Origin of the sequence: Pluralibacter gergoviae ATCC 33028 = NBRC 105706 (assembly GCF_001598855.1) — a bacterium.
Classification (GTDB): domain Bacteria; phylum Pseudomonadota; class Gammaproteobacteria; order Enterobacterales; family Enterobacteriaceae; genus Pluralibacter; species Pluralibacter gergoviae.
Genome location: NZ_BCZS01000055.1, coordinates 1 through 14,872, shown reverse-complemented (window position 1 = coordinate 14,872; position 14,872 = coordinate 1). Strand labels below are relative to the sequence as shown.

Annotated in this window: 18 protein-coding genes and 4 pseudogenes; 9 read left to right on the top strand and 13 right to left on the bottom strand. The window is 50.2% G+C overall.

All coding sequences use genetic code 11. The features are described 5' to 3' along the window. Positions 1 to 76: 76 nt before the first annotated feature. Positions 77 to 322: pseudogene (locus ENGE1_RS25310) on the top strand (N-acetyltransferase family protein); the annotation flags it as partial. Between the two features lie 32 nt (positions 323 to 354). On the opposite strand, the gene arsC reads toward ENGE1_RS25310, so the two are convergent. Genes arsC through arsR form a run of 5 tightly spaced genes read right to left on the bottom strand, consistent with a single transcriptional unit; the run spans position 355 to position 4,663 of the window. Beyond that, positions 355 to 780, bottom strand: a complete 426-nt coding sequence (gene arsC, locus ENGE1_RS25305; RefSeq protein ID WP_007779002.1) for a glutaredoxin-dependent arsenate reductase — start codon at positions 778 to 780, stop codon at positions 355 to 357. Positions 781 to 792: 12 nt separating this feature from the next. After that, on the bottom strand, positions 793 to 2,082 hold the full coding sequence (arsB, locus tag ENGE1_RS25300) for an arsenite efflux transporter membrane subunit ArsB (RefSeq protein WP_023292114.1): 1,290 nt from the start codon (positions 2,080 to 2,082) through the stop codon (positions 793 to 795). A gap of 47 nt (positions 2,083 to 2,129) precedes the next feature. Next, complete coding sequence (arsA, locus tag ENGE1_RS25295) at positions 2,130 to 3,881, bottom strand: arsenite efflux transporter ATPase subunit ArsA (RefSeq protein ID WP_016151356.1); 1,752 nt, start codon at positions 3,879 to 3,881, stop codon at positions 2,130 to 2,132. Positions 3,882 to 3,898: 17 nt separating this feature from the next. Continuing rightward, positions 3,899 to 4,261: an arsenite efflux transporter metallochaperone ArsD gene (arsD, locus tag ENGE1_RS27630; RefSeq protein WP_004206665.1), complete on the bottom strand. Its 363-nt coding sequence runs from the start codon at positions 4,259 to 4,261 to the stop codon at positions 3,899 to 3,901. Between the two features lie 51 nt (positions 4,262 to 4,312). Further along, positions 4,313 to 4,663: an As(III)-sensing metalloregulatory transcriptional repressor ArsR gene (gene arsR / locus ENGE1_RS25290; protein WP_004206664.1), complete on the bottom strand. Its 351-nt coding sequence runs from the start codon at positions 4,661 to 4,663 to the stop codon at positions 4,313 to 4,315. 357 nt (positions 4,664 to 5,020) lie between these two features. Between arsR and ENGE1_RS25285 the strand changes: the two genes are divergently transcribed. The 8 genes from ENGE1_RS25285 (at position 5,021) to ENGE1_RS25250 (ending at position 9,088) form a co-directional block, all read left to right on the top strand. Next, positions 5,021 to 5,284 carry a hypothetical protein gene (locus ENGE1_RS25285; RefSeq protein WP_064175861.1) on the top strand — a complete coding sequence of 88 codons (264 nt, stop codon included), beginning with the start codon at positions 5,021 to 5,023 and terminating at the stop codon, positions 5,282 to 5,284. Then, on the top strand, positions 5,281 to 5,847 hold the full coding sequence (locus ENGE1_RS25280) for a hypothetical protein (RefSeq protein ID WP_013023777.1): 567 nt from the start codon (positions 5,281 to 5,283) through the stop codon (positions 5,845 to 5,847). Before ENGE1_RS25285 ends, ENGE1_RS25280 begins: the two co-directional genes overlap by 4 nt. Positions 5,848 to 5,877: 30 nt before the next feature. Beyond that, positions 5,878 to 6,372: a hypothetical protein gene (locus tag ENGE1_RS25275; protein WP_013023776.1), complete on the top strand. Its 495-nt coding sequence runs from the start codon at positions 5,878 to 5,880 to the stop codon at positions 6,370 to 6,372. A 43-nt stretch (positions 6,373 to 6,415) separates the two neighbouring features. Beyond that, positions 6,416 to 6,784, top strand: a complete 369-nt coding sequence (locus ENGE1_RS25270) for a hypothetical protein (protein WP_015344965.1) — start codon at positions 6,416 to 6,418, stop codon at positions 6,782 to 6,784. A 33-nt stretch (positions 6,785 to 6,817) separates the two neighbouring features. Continuing rightward, positions 6,818 to 7,021, top strand: a complete 204-nt coding sequence (locus ENGE1_RS25265; RefSeq protein WP_004098931.1) for an HHA domain-containing protein — start codon at positions 6,818 to 6,820, stop codon at positions 7,019 to 7,021. A gap of 48 nt (positions 7,022 to 7,069) precedes the next feature. Beyond that, positions 7,070 to 7,327, top strand: a complete 258-nt coding sequence (locus ENGE1_RS25260; protein WP_064360861.1) for a hypothetical protein — start codon at positions 7,070 to 7,072, stop codon at positions 7,325 to 7,327. Between the two features lie 75 nt (positions 7,328 to 7,402). Then, positions 7,403 to 7,657, top strand: a complete 255-nt coding sequence (locus ENGE1_RS25255; protein WP_009653916.1) for a hypothetical protein — start codon at positions 7,403 to 7,405, stop codon at positions 7,655 to 7,657. Between the two features lie 87 nt (positions 7,658 to 7,744). After that, entirely contained in the window at positions 7,745 to 9,088 is a 1,344-nt protein-coding gene (locus ENGE1_RS25250; protein ID WP_064360860.1) for an ISNCY family transposase, read from the top strand. A 21-nt stretch (positions 9,089 to 9,109) separates the two neighbouring features. Here ENGE1_RS25250 and ENGE1_RS25245 read toward each other — a convergent pair whose 3' ends face one another. The 8 genes and pseudogenes from ENGE1_RS25245 to ENGE1_RS27605 all read right to left on the bottom strand — a co-directional run. Continuing rightward, positions 9,110 to 9,562 (bottom strand): hypothetical protein, encoded by a 453-nt coding sequence (locus ENGE1_RS25245; RefSeq protein WP_238996422.1) that lies wholly within the window; start codon positions 9,560 to 9,562, stop codon positions 9,110 to 9,112. A 236-nt stretch (positions 9,563 to 9,798) separates the two neighbouring features. Next, a pseudogene (locus ENGE1_RS27625) lies at positions 9,799 to 10,379 on the bottom strand (IS3 family transposase); the annotation flags it as partial. A gap of 83 nt (positions 10,380 to 10,462) precedes the next feature. Beyond that, positions 10,463 to 10,744, bottom strand: a pseudogene (locus tag ENGE1_RS27620) (helix-turn-helix domain-containing protein); the annotation flags it as partial. A gap of 231 nt (positions 10,745 to 10,975) precedes the next feature. Further along, on the bottom strand, positions 10,976 to 11,248 hold the full coding sequence (locus ENGE1_RS27615; RefSeq protein ID WP_071993384.1) for a YkgJ family cysteine cluster protein: 273 nt from the start codon (positions 11,246 to 11,248) through the stop codon (positions 10,976 to 10,978). Continuing rightward, on the bottom strand, positions 11,245 to 12,816 hold the full coding sequence (locus ENGE1_RS25235; protein ID WP_064360858.1) for a hypothetical protein: 1,572 nt from the start codon (positions 12,814 to 12,816) through the stop codon (positions 11,245 to 11,247). The genes ENGE1_RS27615 and ENGE1_RS25235 overlap by 4 nt, the downstream gene beginning before the upstream one ends. A 46-nt stretch (positions 12,817 to 12,862) precedes the next feature. Next, positions 12,863 to 13,960 carry a hypothetical protein gene (locus ENGE1_RS25230; protein ID WP_064360857.1) on the bottom strand — a complete coding sequence of 366 codons (1,098 nt, stop codon included), beginning with the start codon at positions 13,958 to 13,960 and terminating at the stop codon, positions 12,863 to 12,865. A 38-nt stretch (positions 13,961 to 13,998) separates the two neighbouring features. Beyond that, positions 13,999 to 14,424 carry a WYL domain-containing protein gene (locus ENGE1_RS27610; protein ID WP_225579890.1) on the bottom strand — a complete coding sequence of 142 codons (426 nt, stop codon included), beginning with the start codon at positions 14,422 to 14,424 and terminating at the stop codon, positions 13,999 to 14,001. Next, a pseudogene (locus ENGE1_RS27605) lies at positions 14,409 to 14,872 on the bottom strand (integrase core domain-containing protein); the annotation flags it as partial. The pseudogene ENGE1_RS27605 and the gene ENGE1_RS27610, both read right to left, overlap by 16 nt.

Genomic DNA, 14,872 nt, shown 5'->3' with positions numbered 1-14,872 from the left:
GCTACTCCCCTGGCGCGTAGCACTGCCAACTGAATAACACATCCCCGTCAATACGGTTCTCGCTGCACGCTTACGAAAAGCCTTACTCGATCATGCCTTAACATGGGCCCGGTCTCAGGGATACCGCCAGATGATAGCGGTTGTGGGGGACTGTGCGAACGTCGCGTCTGTAGCGCTGCATCTTCGCTCCGGATTTACTGAAATCGGCACGCTGAAGGACATCGGTTTCAAGCATGGCCGCTGGCTGGACACGGTGTTGCTGCAGTGTCAGCTGGGAAAAGGGAGCTGTACGCTGCCGGACAGTCCGGTACCCGGACGCTGAGGCAGGAGAAAGGGGGCATCGCCCCCTTTCGGTTATTTCAGCCGTTTCCCTGCCTCATCTACTACTTTCTCGCCGTCTTCCTTAGCAAATGCGCCTTTTTGCGCATCCGGAAGAATATCCAGTACCACTTCGGAAGGGCGGCACAGACGCGTTCCCAACGGTGTCACCACAATCGGACGGTTAATCAGGATCGGATGCTGAAGCATAAAATCGATTAACTGATCGTCAGTAAACTTATCTTCCGCAAGCCCCAGTTCTTCATAAGGCTCGACGTTTTTGCGCAGCAAAGCCCGGACTGAAATGCCCATATCTGCAATGAGTTTGACCAGCTCATCGCGTGACGGTGGATTTTCAAGGTAATGAATAACGGTCGGTTCATTACCACTGTTGCGGATCATCTCCAGCGTATTACGCGACGTGCCGCAGGCCGGGTTGTGATAAATGGTGATGTTGCTCATATCAGTATCTCATTACAAAGTGAAAGAGAGACGTAGCGCCAGCGCTGCCAGCGTTACAAACAGCACAGGCAGAGTCATAACGATCCCGGTGCGGAAATAGTATCCCCAGGTGATGGTCATATTCTTCTGTGAAAGGACATGCAGCCAGAGCAGCGTTGCCAGGCTACCAATAGGTGTAATTTTAGGTCCCAGATCGCAGCCAATCACGTTGGCGTAGATCATCGCTTCTTTGATAACGCCTGTTGCGGTGCTTCCATCGATAGAAAGAGCGCCAACCAGCACGGTAGGCATGTTGTTCATGATGGAAGACAGGAAGGCCGTCAAGAAGCCAGTACCCAGCGTCGCAGCCCAGAGTCCTTTATCCGCCAGTACATTCAGCACACCTGAAAGGTATTCGGTTAGCCCGGCGTTGCGCAGACCGTAGACCACCAGGTACATCCCCAATGAGAAGATGACGATCTGCCATGGCGCGCCGCGCAGCACTTTGCCAGTGTTAATGGAATGGCCTCGTTTAGCTACTGCAAACAGGATCACAGCGCCAACAGCCGCAATCGCGCTAACGGGAATACCGAGCGGCTCAAGGACAAAGAACCCAACCAGCAGAAGTATTAAAACTATCCAGCCGGTTCTGAAGGTTGCCAGATCTTTAATCGCTTTTGCCGGTGCTTTCAGAAGAGACAGGGCGTAAGTCGGTGGGATATCCTTGCGGAAGAACAGATGCAGCATAACCAGCGTGGCAACAATGGCTGCAATATCCACCGGCACCATTACCGACGCATACTCGGTGAAGCCCAGTCCAAAGAAGTCTGCAGAAACGATGTTAACCAGGTTGGACACGATAAGCGGCAGGCTGGATGTATCGGCAATAAACCCGGCAGCCATGACGAATGCCAGTGTCGTGCCTTTGCTGAACCCTAATGCCAGCAGCATGGCGATGACTATCGGCGTCAGAATAAGTGCCGCACCATCGTTGGCAAACAGTGCCGCCACCGCTGCACCAAGCAGAACGATATACGTAAAGAGCAAACGGCCACGACCGTTACCCCAGCGCGAAACATGCAATGCCGCCCATTCGAAAAAGCCGGACTCATCAAGCAGCAGGCTGATAATAATTACGGCAATAAAGGTCGCCGTCGCGTTCCAGACGATATTCCACACCACCGGAATATCGCCCACATGCACAACGCCAGATATCAGAGCCAGTCCCGCGCCCAGCATTGCACTCCAGCCGATCCCTAATCCCTTTGGTTGCCAGATAACCAAAACAATGGTCAGGACAAAAATAGCGCCTGCCAGTAACATAAAACCTCCTGACAGGGCGACTTTGTCGCCCTGTATATGTCAAAAAATTAGCTCATCAACTCTCTGAGCTTTTCAATACCGGCGGGCTCTGACGCCAGCACCGGAACAAGCGCTATACGGTCAGCATGCTGATCCTTAACAGCCTCAATCTGAGGCAATTCCTGATGAGCACGCTGACAAAGCAACGGAGAACGCGTATCCGCAATGGAAAGGCTGTTATTGATAATCCAGCCCCACGGATGAATCCCCGCTCTTTCAAGGTCAGCCTGCAGGTTTGCCGCTTCCAGGACCGGTGTGGTTTCAGGAAGCGTAACCAGCAGAACTTTGGTTCTATCCGGGTCCTGAAGCTGCATCATGGGGGTAGTAAAATGACCTTTACTCCCCATTTTTTTGGCAATCTCTCGGTGGTAAGCCCCGGTCGCATCCAGCAACAGCAGCGTGTGTCCGGTAGGGGCGGTATCCATGACAACAAAGCGCTTACCCGCTTCACGAATTACACGGGAGAAGGCCTGAAACACGGCAATTTCTTCTGTACAAGGAGAGCGTAAATCCTCTTCCAGTAACCGTTTCCCTGCTTCGTCCAGATCTCTTCCCTTCGTCTCAAGAACATGCTGGCGATAGCGTTCGGTTTCATCGTGAGGGTTGATGCGGCTGACCTGCAGGTTTTTGAGGCTGCCGTTCAGCGTTGTACTCAGGTGCGCAGCAGGATCAGAGGTCGTGAGATGCACGTCAAATCCCATGTCTGCCAGCCTGACGGCGATGGCAGCAGCCATCGTGGTTTTCCCTACACCACCTTTGCCCATCAGCATAATCAGGCCGTGTTCACTGCGAGCGATATCATCGACCAGGCCAGAGAGAGATAAGTTTTCAGGCGTGTACAGGATATTCGTTACCGGGAGCGGTAATGCCTCAGAACGGGTATCCAGCAGTCCCTTCAATGCTGAAACACCAACCATATTGACTGGCTGGAGTAACAGGGTATCTGTCGGTAGCTCAGATAAACCGGCAGGAAGATTTGCCAGTGCCTCCTGCTCACGTTGCCATATCGCCGCGGCCAGGGCGTCATGTTCAGCTTCGGCTTCAGGCAGCACACCATTAATCACCAGATATTGATTTTTCAGGCCAATCTCAGCCAGTTCCTCATGAGTGCGGGCGACTTCCTGCAGCGTAGAATTTTGCAGTCGTGCAACCAGAACCAGGCGGGTACGTTCAGGATCGGACAAAGCCTCTACCGCATGAGCATACTGCTCACGCTGCTTTTCCAGCCCGGCCATTGGGCCAAGACAGGAAGCACCATCTGGATTACTTTCAATGAAGCTACTCCAGGCACCGGGAAGCTGGAGCAGACGAATCGTGTGGCCCGTCGGCGCTGTATCAAAAATGATGTGATCAAAGCGGGTCAGCAGGGAAGCGTCTGTTAGTAAGCCCGTGAATTCATCGAACGCAGCAATCTCAGTCGTACAGGCTCCTGAAAGCTGCTCGCTGATACTGTTAACAACGTCATCAGGCAAAAGACCTTTGATAGGATCAACGATTCTGGCACGATATTGCCGGGCGGCTTCCTGCGGGTCAATCTCCAGTGCGGAAAGTGCAGGAACTGCTGTCACAGGGCGAATCGTGTTACCGATAGCCTGATCGAATACCTGACCGACATTGGAGGCCGGGTCGGTACTGACCAGCAAAACCCGCTTACCCTGTTCGGCAAGGCGGATAGCCGTCGCGCAGGAAATGGAAGTTTTTCCTACACCTCCCTTGCCAGTAAAAAACAGGTAAGGCGGGATATTCTGTAAGAATTTCATATGTTCTCCTGACATATTCAGCAACAGGAAGTATTACCACCACAGCAACTGGTGGGAGCTAACCCTACCTTCTCCAGCGGAATACCGAACCAGCGAGCCAGCTCAGCGCGTTTTGGGTATCGCCCAGCCATCACCGTTTCGCCGTCCAGCAACAGCAGCGGAAGCCCTTCTGCGCCGGATGCGTCGAGGAAGGATTTCGCTTTCTCATTGTGAACAAAGCTCATGGGCTGCTGCGCCAGGTTGTAACGTTCAACCTGTACACCACGTTCTTTCAGCCACTGCACATCAGCAGAAAAATCAACCAGAACCTGATCGACATCTGAACCACATACACCGGTACTGCAGCACATTGCCGGGTCAAACACCGTTAACGTCTTCATTCTGAATACCTCATACATTCGAAAAAACACATATGTTCAGGCAAATTTTTTTTAGATGCAAACAGCCTTACCGCTACCAGAGCAGTTTGCCGATGCCAGCTTACGGGCGATGGCCTGTACGTCGTCCTGTTGGCTTAACCAGGCCTGCTCAATCACCTGAGCAGCCCAGGAAGGAATATGCGGGGATAAGCGATAATGAACCCATTTCCCCTGCTTGCGATCCAGCAATAGACCGCTTTCCCGGAGCATTGCCAGATGACGGGAAATCTTGGGCTGGGACTCATCCAACGCCGTGCAGAAATCGCAGACGCACAGTTCTCCCATCTCCCTGAGCAGCAGGACAATACCCAGACGGGTTTCATCGGACAGGTTTTTGAAAAGCTTAAGGGCTGTAAGGGTCATTATTCCTCCTGTTCGGTTGCGTAAAGCATACGCCCGGAGACAAAAAAAACAACCATACATTCGGAAAATCGAATGTGTGAAAGTGTCAGATGACGCTGTCACGCTGGTATACGTCCGTTACTTTCCGGGGAAAATACATGTGTGTTACAGAGATCCGACTTAGACAATTTCCGGATCTGCACGGCGGGAAACGCGCAAAGGATATGATAATCAAACCACACACATAAAATCATACTTAATTTGATATTTAGCATTAAACACATAATAATATCTGATATGATATTTGGATTATTAGTAAGAAATCATACATGATATGATTTTTAACCTAACCGGACTTGTTCAGACGGAGCGTACAGAATGAATCAGAAAGAAGTGAATTTTTCACTCAGCTATGAGCAGCTGACCCGGATAGCGGAGGCGCGTATCCGGGAATGCGAGCTGGCCAGCCAGGGCGCTAAATACCTCAGCGAATCGGGTAAGGCCAGCGCCATTCTGGGATTCTGGTATGAACTGGCCATTACCGGTACACCAGTGAAAAATTACGAACAAACCAAAGCGCTCATTGACGCCGATCAGCAGCGCCTCAGACAACTCATCTGGCCGGAGACGGACAAGCAATGACTCAGGTGCGCCGACCATCGCCGCTGCAGCGGCGGGTGCTGATTGTGCTGGCCGCCCTCGATGCGAAACGTCCGGGGCCGGTGGCGACGCGGGATATCGAGCGGGTGCTGGAGCAGGGCGGGGACGCCCCGGTGTACGGGCCGAACCTGCGCGCCTCCTGCCGGCGCATGGAGGCCGCGGGCTGGCTGCGCACTCTGCGCGCCCCGAACCTGCAGCTGGCCGTCGAGCTGACGGAGGACGGTCGCGGCATTGCAGAACCGCTCTTCCAGGCAGAACGCGAGGCTGAAACGGCACGAAAACGACTGACAGACGTCCGGCGTCTGCCGTTACGCCAGACGGCTGCCGGTGACGCGGTGGAGCTGCAGCTGGATGACGGCCATTACACCATCAGGGAAGCGGCCTACGTGATCCGTCTGGACGGTACCACCTGCCTGCAGCTGACGGATGCCGGCGGCATACGCCGGATAAAAGAGGGCGATCCCCTGCAGGTGGCCAGCTGGTATCAGGCCTGTTTTGATGCAGGCCTGCCGGTCACCGTCCAGGTGAATGAGAGCCGGGACTGATCGCCACCACACAAGGAACAGGAGCATAAAATGAAAGTCACTGAACCCGGGCTGAATAAGCTGATCGATAACCTGAACACCCTGATTTGCGAGGACAGCCTGCTCACGCGCCAGGAGCGTGAAACGCTGGTACTGGCCGTCGCCGCCATCGGCGCCATGAAAGCGCGCGTCGGCTTGAAAAAAGGCGATGCGCCGACCGTTGCCAGACGGGAAAAAAGGGAGAAAAAAGACCGCCAGCCTGATCCGCGTTTTCCGCGAGCCGGTCATCCCTGGCAGGAAGACGAAAAAACCTTACTGAGTGATGCGCTCGATTCGGTACCGGACGAAGAGATTGGCAGGCATCTGTTCTGGCTTTCCGAGAAACTGGGCAGAACGCCTTTCAGTGTTGCTTTCCAGATCGCGGCAATCAGGGAGCTGCAGGACGGCTGGGAGGAGCAGTTCAGGGAGATTTCGGATAACATTCGCTTGTCCGGCCTGAGCATCAGTGATTATCTTAAGCAGAACGGCACGGACCTGAACGCCTGAATGCCATTTTCGTTACAGACAAATTATATAACTGAGGGCAGTGATGAAAACAGCGGTATGGGTGGTGGTGTATTTCGCGATGTGTTTTCTGCTTTTCACAGGATGGATGTTCGCTTTTGCGCAGTATGCGCCCTATAACGGGCAGGAACACGCGTTTTCTCTGACGTATCTGCTTAATTTATTTTTTCTTCATGTTGTGATGGTACCTTACTACGAGTTTATTCAGACTGAAACATACAGCAATGCATTAATGAGTCTGGCAGATGAATCCGGTCAGATGATACGTTTTCATCACGTAGTACCTGTTCTCTGGATATATAGTCTGTCCGCACTCTTAACTTTTGTGGTTTACATTATATATGCAAAATGGTTCACTCATAACCGACTGAAAGAAAAGCATCTTCCAGAATGATATTATCGGGACACCTCAGGATATATAAAGCTAATGACGAAACAGGAATGGATTTTACGACTACGCCGCTGTACATCACAGGAAACTCTGGAAAGGATAATAGAAAAAAATAAATATTCCCTGACGGATGACGAACTTGAGCACTTTAATGCCGCAGTGGATCACCGGCTGGCGGAAATGGCAATGGGGAAGTTTTATGATAAAATACCTGCAGGCGTCTGGAAATATGTTAAATAATACAGCCAGCATCAGTCTGTTCGCAGTTATCTCACCTGGAGCGCAATCATGAATATGATATTTGAACTGATTGGATTGTTACTGGTAGTCGGATGCGCATTCTTCACCACTTTTTTCTTAGCCGCAGTAGCAGGCTCTATGGTAGTTATTCTTGGATGGGGAATTTCTATTGTCACCCCGAAGGTGGTTACCTGTACTAATGATTGCATCACTACTGTTTTTGATGCTAAACCCTTTGGCTGGCTTCTGATTGTGTTTTCATTAACCATGATGTTCTTTATTATCAGAGGTATGATTAAACGTTAGATTGCCTTTAGTGTGTAGTTAAATCATCATCACAACAGCGTTAATCTGAAACTGATATTGCCGGAGGAGATCATCATGACGGGAAGAGGCATTAACACAGTACGTATCGGCGATGAAGTGAAGCACATCACCGAGCTCGATGCACTAACACTCATGCATGAATGGTCAAAGCTTAAAAAAGAAAATGCAGACCTGTATGACTATAACCGTCAGGTTAACCGGGGGTGGCGCGGCTTTATTCTTCGCCTGATGGGTATCCATTTGCCTGAAAAAAACCGTGTTTGTCTTTATGGCATTAATGCCAGAAAAGAATCCATCTATCCCGACTGAAGCCGTGCTGGCAGTGATAGTGAGCAGGCCATTGCAGAAGAATAGCTATAATTTGACTCTAAGTGACTGATATTTAACATAAAACGCATTAAGCGCACCAATGCTGTCAGCACAAAGCGTTATTGTCGTCTCAGCACAATTCACACGCGTCGTGATGCTGCGCACCAACTTGCTCTGACCGAACGTCAGACGCAGCGTCTGATGAACCGCTTTCGTGAATCAGGTGCTGCTGGCCTGTCAAACCTTCGACGTGGACGCCCTGGTAATCACAGACTCCCTGAGTCACTGAAGCTGCGTGTACTTTCTTTACTTCACGATCATTACAGCGACTTTGGACCAACGCTTGCCGCAGAAAAACTGCGCGAACGCCATAACATCACTGTGTCTGTTGAAACGCTCAGAAAATGGATGACGGCAGATGGACTCTGGGTCCCATACTCACGTCGCAGGCCCCGTGTTCATCAACCCAGATATCGGCGTGACTGCCTTGGAGAACTTGTTCAGATTGATGGTTCTCCGCATGACTGGTTTGAAGGACGCGCACCCAAATGCTGCCTGCTCGTCTTCATTGATGATGCTACTGGCCGCCTGATGCACCTCCGCTTCGGCGAGACTGAATCAGCCTTTGATTACATGATGGCTACCCGCGAGTATCTTGAACAACATGGCAAACCACTTGCGTTTTACAGCGATAAGCACGGCATTTTCAGGGTAAATAATGGTGGATCCACTACGACCGGAGTCACCCAGTTTGGACGTGTACTTTCTGAACTTGGGATCGAGTTGATTTGTGCCAACAGTCCACAGGCTAAAGGCCGTGTGGAGCGAGCAAATCAGACACTTCAGGACCGGCTTATCAAGGAAATGCGTCTCGAGGGAATCAGCAGTATAGAAGCAGCCAATGCCTGGCTGGATACCTTCATCGCTGACTTCAATCGTCGCTTCGCAAGACCAGCGAAATACCCCAAAGATCTGCACCGACCCGTGGCTGAAAGCAACGAAGAGCTGGATGATATTTTTGCCTGGCAGGAACAGCGTAAGCTGTCTAAAACGCTGACATTCCGCTATGACAAAATGATATATCTGGTTGAACCTACTGAAGAAAATACTCGCATCGCTGGCGAAAAAATAACAGCTTACGACTATCCAGACGGCACGCTGGCATTCAAATACGGTTACCGTTCACTCAAATATCAGGTGTTCGACAAACTGGAATGTGTCGACCAGGGACAAATCGTTGATAACAAACGTCTTGGGGCTGTTCTGAAGCTGGCGCAAAGCAAAATGGATGAACTCGAACGCGATGGTAAGCGTGATCGGAGCAAAAAGATGCCTAAACGACGCGCACAAGCCAGAGTACAGGAGCAACTCAGGGCAATTAACCCGGTTTTGGCTAATCCAGAGGAATTCAGGGCCAGCCTAAAACGCTGACCCCTGCTCTTTTGTATTAAACTACACAAAACAGTCAGGACACTGCTTGTTAATTGTTTCAGAAATTTCTCGGATCAGTTCAGCGCATCCAAGAATAAAAGCATCATCTGCTTTGATGAGGGATCTTACCGCTGAAACATCCCCTTCTTCGTAAACTGGAGTGTGGGGCGTTTCAACATCAAATTCAAGAACATTCATCTTGGTTACAAGTTGCCTGTAACTTGCACCATCTCCGTGTTTTAACGCATTAATAGCAAGGTAGTAATTATCAAACTTTTCTTTAAGCTCATGCTTTCCTGCAGCATCAAGAATAGTGCGAACTTCTTTAAATCCATTTTGGCAACTCAATCCATTTTGTAAATGCGCTTCAAAAATGGAAAACATACCAACGGCAAAAATTGACCTCTGGAGTTGCAGCATCTGCAGCTGTTTAATGTGTACGGTTGCTGAACTTGTTTGAAGTTGTTCAATCACTTCAGTTTCTGCCTGTTCAAGACTATAGAGTGTAAACGAGGTACTTCTTTCAATAAGTTCACAAAAGGAATGCATAGCTAATCCACGCGAATAAGACGTACAAAATTATACTGTAATACTAAAAAGTGACATTTCAAACTGGGAAAATCAGGTGACATTTTAAGCTTGCAATAACAAAGATTGTCAGCACAAAGCGTTATTGTCGTCTCAGGGGCTGCGGATGTTTTCCTGGACTGTTATGTTGTGACCCCAAGATGCTGCCGGTACTTCACAGGACTCATTGCACCTAATGATAGCTTGATACGTTTCTCGTTATACCAGCGTATGTACCTGTCCAGGAAGCAGATAAATTTTTCCAGCGTGATACCCGCCCAGTCTCTGCCATAGAACATTTCGTTTTTGATACGCCCGAAGAAGCCTTCACTCGCAGCATTATCCGACGAGCATCCTTTGCGCGACATGGACCTTATAAGTCCGGAGGTGTTGATACGCTCGAGCCAGCCCGGCCACCGGTAATGGCCACCACGATCGCTGTGTATCACTGGTTTATCATGTTCGTTGAGCGTATCGAGTGCGTCATCGAGCATCGTATTCACCAGCATCGCGTCCGGGCGTGTTCCTATCGACCAGCTTACAACCTGGCCATCAAAGCAGTCGATAACCGGCGACAGATAGACTTTTCCAGCCGGAAGCTGGAACTCCGTAATATCGGTCAGCCACTTCTCATTGGCCTGCAGGAACTAAAATCCCGGGCGAGTAAATTTTCCGGTGCCGGGCCGAGTTTGAATTCAGGACTGAAATATCTTCTTTTCACTGGAGCACCTGTGTTGTTCTGAGGTGAGCATATCACCTCTGTTCAGGTGGCCAAATTCAGTAAACCACTTCATTGCTATGGCCAGAGAGATCGTTTAACTCGCTTTGAATACGTCTTGCACCCAGATTCCGCAGTGTTCGTAACGCCAGGATCAGAGCGATTTCGTCGGGGCCAGTCTTAGTTGCTGGTGAGTGTTTAGGACGACGGCCGTGGCTTTCCAGACCAGCTATACCCTGTGCCAGATATCTGCGCCACCATTTACGTAATGTGGGTCGAGAAATGCCGCAGCGACGACATACAAACCCCGCATCACCAGACGTCTCATAGAGTTTTACCCACTGTAACCGCTGCTGAATTCCCCTGTTCATAGTAAGGCATTATAGTGAAACGATGTCTGTGAATCACACAGGTAAATACAACAATGCATTAGCCATCTATAAATCTAGATGGCTATTGTTTGGTGTATTTTTTGTCTCCGAAGTGATTTACTTTAGATTCAGCTCTTTGATTCGGATTCAAGTGGTCAAAACAACGGCAGCATCAGTCCAAAGGCTTTCAAACTGGCCTGGTCGTGACTACGGTCAAAGGATCAGTCCATCCTACTGCTCAAGTTTTTCTAGAATTAAACAAGCTTCACGATTAAGAGTAATGAATTCCTGCCAGCTATATTGCTGTTGGTAGTTAAGCTGATACTGTTTTTCTACCTGGCAAATAAGCGGACGTGTTTTATAAATCGCGCACAGCTTTGTCTCCATCTGATAGTGACGACAAATGCCGTCACCACGATCGAGAAATTGCGTTTCACTGGCGCGATTGACGTGGCGACAACAAGCGCCGCACTGGTTACAGGGAAACGCGGGCGTTAGCGTCATAGCTTACTTAACCAGCTACGCACAGAGCGGGTATTCCCTGCTTCAAACGGTAGCGCAATATTACGGCACTCAACCTCTGCACGCAGCAACAAACCGCGCTCAATTTCACTATTCACCGCGTTAAGATGCAGAGAGAAACGCGATAACGCAGACGTATCAATAGCAAACTCTAACGCCGAAAGCTCCAGTAGATAACGATCGAGTTCAGCATTCACCTGCTGATAATACTCTAGTGCTTTCTGATGCTTATCTTTAAACGTATCCAGAAACGTCCAGACCTTTTTCATCAATGCGCTGTGTTCAAGGAAGTAGTTCATCACCAGCGTCAGAAGACCAGTCGCCAGCGCGCCGCAGAAAGCCGCCAGTTCCGGACCAAAAGGAAAGACGAGCATCTTGGCTAAAGCTTCATTAACCACCACACCCGCAGCCACGGCCACACCCGCAGCCACCAGCTTGCTCACTGCTTTAGCCAGCTGCCCCGGCGCTAACCCCTCAGGGTTAAAGACCATAACTTTAAAGGCCTGTACCAAATTGTTCCACATCTCACGAATCAGGCGCACCATCATCTTCTTAGTCGTAAAGAAGATATTGAAGAGCGTCGTCGTAATGCTGGAGAGCACGCCACCGATGGCACCGTCTTTAAAGGACGCCAGGAAAGTGCTGAATTTACCCTGCACTCGCTGCCAGACTGCGCGTAATGCCTCCGCCGCATCTTGCAGGAAGTCTCCGGCATCGAATGAACGACGATGCTTCTCGAACATCACGGGAATGCGCTCGCGGAACTCAAACCAGGTCTCTGCCAGAACCAGCCCCAACATCTGCCGCGTTCCCATGCGAAATGCATTGTTCATTGTGGCAGTGGCGACATTCTTCGCAAACTTGCTGCTGGTATAATATTCCTGATTGATCGTACTGTTGTATTTTCCCCGCGCCTTTTTGTCAGCCTCTTTCATCCGTTCAAAATCGGCGGCTGCTTTATTTTCCAGCTTATTCAGTTGTTTTTGCTCTTGCTCGGAAAGCGTTGGTTGGCTGCGCAAACGGGCAATTTCCTGCGTGGTCACAGCATGCTGTTCTTGTAGCGTTTGCACGAAGGCATCCATCGTTTTCGCCTTCTTCGCCTTATTCAGCGACTCATTCGTGAAGGTCAGATTTGATGAATCATTAGCCAGGTCGGGACCATCGCATTCGGCAAGGATACGCCCTGGATCGTTGTGAATTTCATGGGCGGCAATAATATGGTCGAGATTCTTTTTATCATTAGCCGCAAATTTCTCACCAGTGTAGGTATCGGTCAACGTACCGACCTCGTGCGCCTTTTTTCCCGCCCGGTTGGTGGCAATGTAGTTTTCGTGGCTATGGTAATGATGAGAATCATACCCTTCGCGTTGCTCGTACCGTTGACGCTCGGCATCGGAGGCATACACTCCCTCGCGAGCGTTATGAATGGTGTTCACATCGCCGCCGTGTTTATCCTCCAGCAAGAGAAAATCCAACCCAAAAGAGGTAGTCAGACTCTTGACTACCGTCTGATGTAACTCTTCACCCCAGTCAAACCTGGCTGTGTTCATTGTGCTCGCCCATAGCAATACCGGGCAGATTCGCCCGGCGAGTCGATTAAATACGAGAAGAAAATGCGTCAAACTCAGAATTAGAAGCCGCCAGTTTTTCGTCCAGAATCTCTTTGTTCAGCAGGTTCATACCGTTGCTGTCGGTCTGCAGTTGGATCACGCCATCTTCGATAACGGCTTCACCGTTTTCCTGCGTCACCGGCTTGAACAACGGCGTGGTGATCACGTCGGTCATTATGGCGGCTAATTCATAACCATGGTCGATAATCGCCATGATCTCTTCCGACTCACTAATCTCGGTAGTGATATTCTTCTCATGACGTTCAACAATGACGGCATGCATAGCTTTCAGCGGCTCAAAGTAGTGCTGAATAAAGACGCTATGCATACGGGTGATTGATTCATAAATGCTATTTACATACTGCTGCACCTTCGTCAGCTGCGCTTCAGCCGCATTCATTTTTTCCACCGCCGCGGTCACTTCACGGGAGCTTTGATAAGCATTGTTAAGCGCCTTTTCGGCATGGCTATCGTAAGCCCAGCCCGCAATAGCAATCAGCGGAGCCACCACTGCACCGCCAAGCACCATCGCGCCGCCCGCCATCCCCCAACCACCTGCGGCCAGGGAACCACCACCAATCGCCGCCATTGTGGCGTTATACGCCGCCGCACCAGACAGGGCGGCGATCGGCGTACCGGTAGAAGCTGCGGCAAACGCCATCACGCCGCTGTACACGGCAAAACCAGCGGCAGCACCAGAAACCCCGGCACCGACGACCGTCGTCAGGTATTCCGTGGCGGAAATCGCCAAGTTCTGAATTTTATTGATGTTATGCTGTGGTACCTTCAGCCGAAGATCTTTATGCCCATCTTTCGCCATACGCGCCAGCAGATCGTCGGCAATCGTTTTAAAATCATTGAAATCTTTACCGATTTCCAGCTCTTTTTCACCCAGTTCGGCCAGTTTTTTCGACGTTGTTTCATTTGCCAGATCAAAGCTCTCTTTATGCTTATCAAAGCTACGCTGCGCGCGATCTAATACATCATCAGCTTCCGATTTTTTCTGGTAGCCATCATAAGCTTTTTTACCGCCAAACGCCGTTGCCGCTGCCGCGACGCCCAGAATAATGAATGGTAATGCCATAGATAATAATCTCCTGTGCAATAAGTCGTTGTTACCCGCTACGCATCACATTCCTGAACAGGAACGGAGTCGCGATCGACAGTGATGTAGTTATGCAGTAAGTTGATGACCGTTTTTTTCAACCATTCTGGTTCCAGAATTTCTATATTCGGTAACCAGAATAGAATTAGTGGAATAATTTGACTCTGATGTGCTGCATTGCAAAGCAAAGTCACGCCATCATTCTCTTCGCGAACCAATTCTTGCTGAGGCAGTAAGTCTCGTCTTGAGAAGTAGCCAGCAATACTGTGTTTAATACGCACCCGCACCTCAAACGTCCCTTCACTCACCCAAGGATCGCGATGCTCATCAATTAATGACAGTGTGGGTGTATCTACAGCAAAATGCTCTTTCCGGATATCCAACCACCGAATTTTACTTAACGAAAAAGACTTTAGTAGATTGGCCCCTATATTTCCATACACTTTTTATCACTTAACCCATGACTGGTTCGTCGCCGCAGATATCCCAGTGCACTATGCGGATGCCATTCGTTATAATGTTCAAAGGCTTCCGCAAGGTTTTTTACCGCTGTTAACCCGTCAGGTTTCGCCATGATGCTGATGTAGTCGCGCTTCATCGTTTTCACGAAGCTCTCTGCCATGCCGTTGCTTTGCGGGCTGCGTACTGCCGTATGTTTAGGCTCCAGTCCTACCATTCTGGCGAACTGACGCGTCTGATGAGACCGGTAGGCCGAGCCGTTGTCCGTCAACCATTCAACGAGGGAGGCCGGCAGGTTGCTGCCGAAGCGTCGTTCCACCGCACCCAGTATACGTCCTGTACGGTTTCGCTGTCATATCCACCGTTACTGGCCGCCCAGTGCAGTGCTTCACGATCGCAGCAGTCCAGTGCGAACGTGACCCGCAGTTTTTC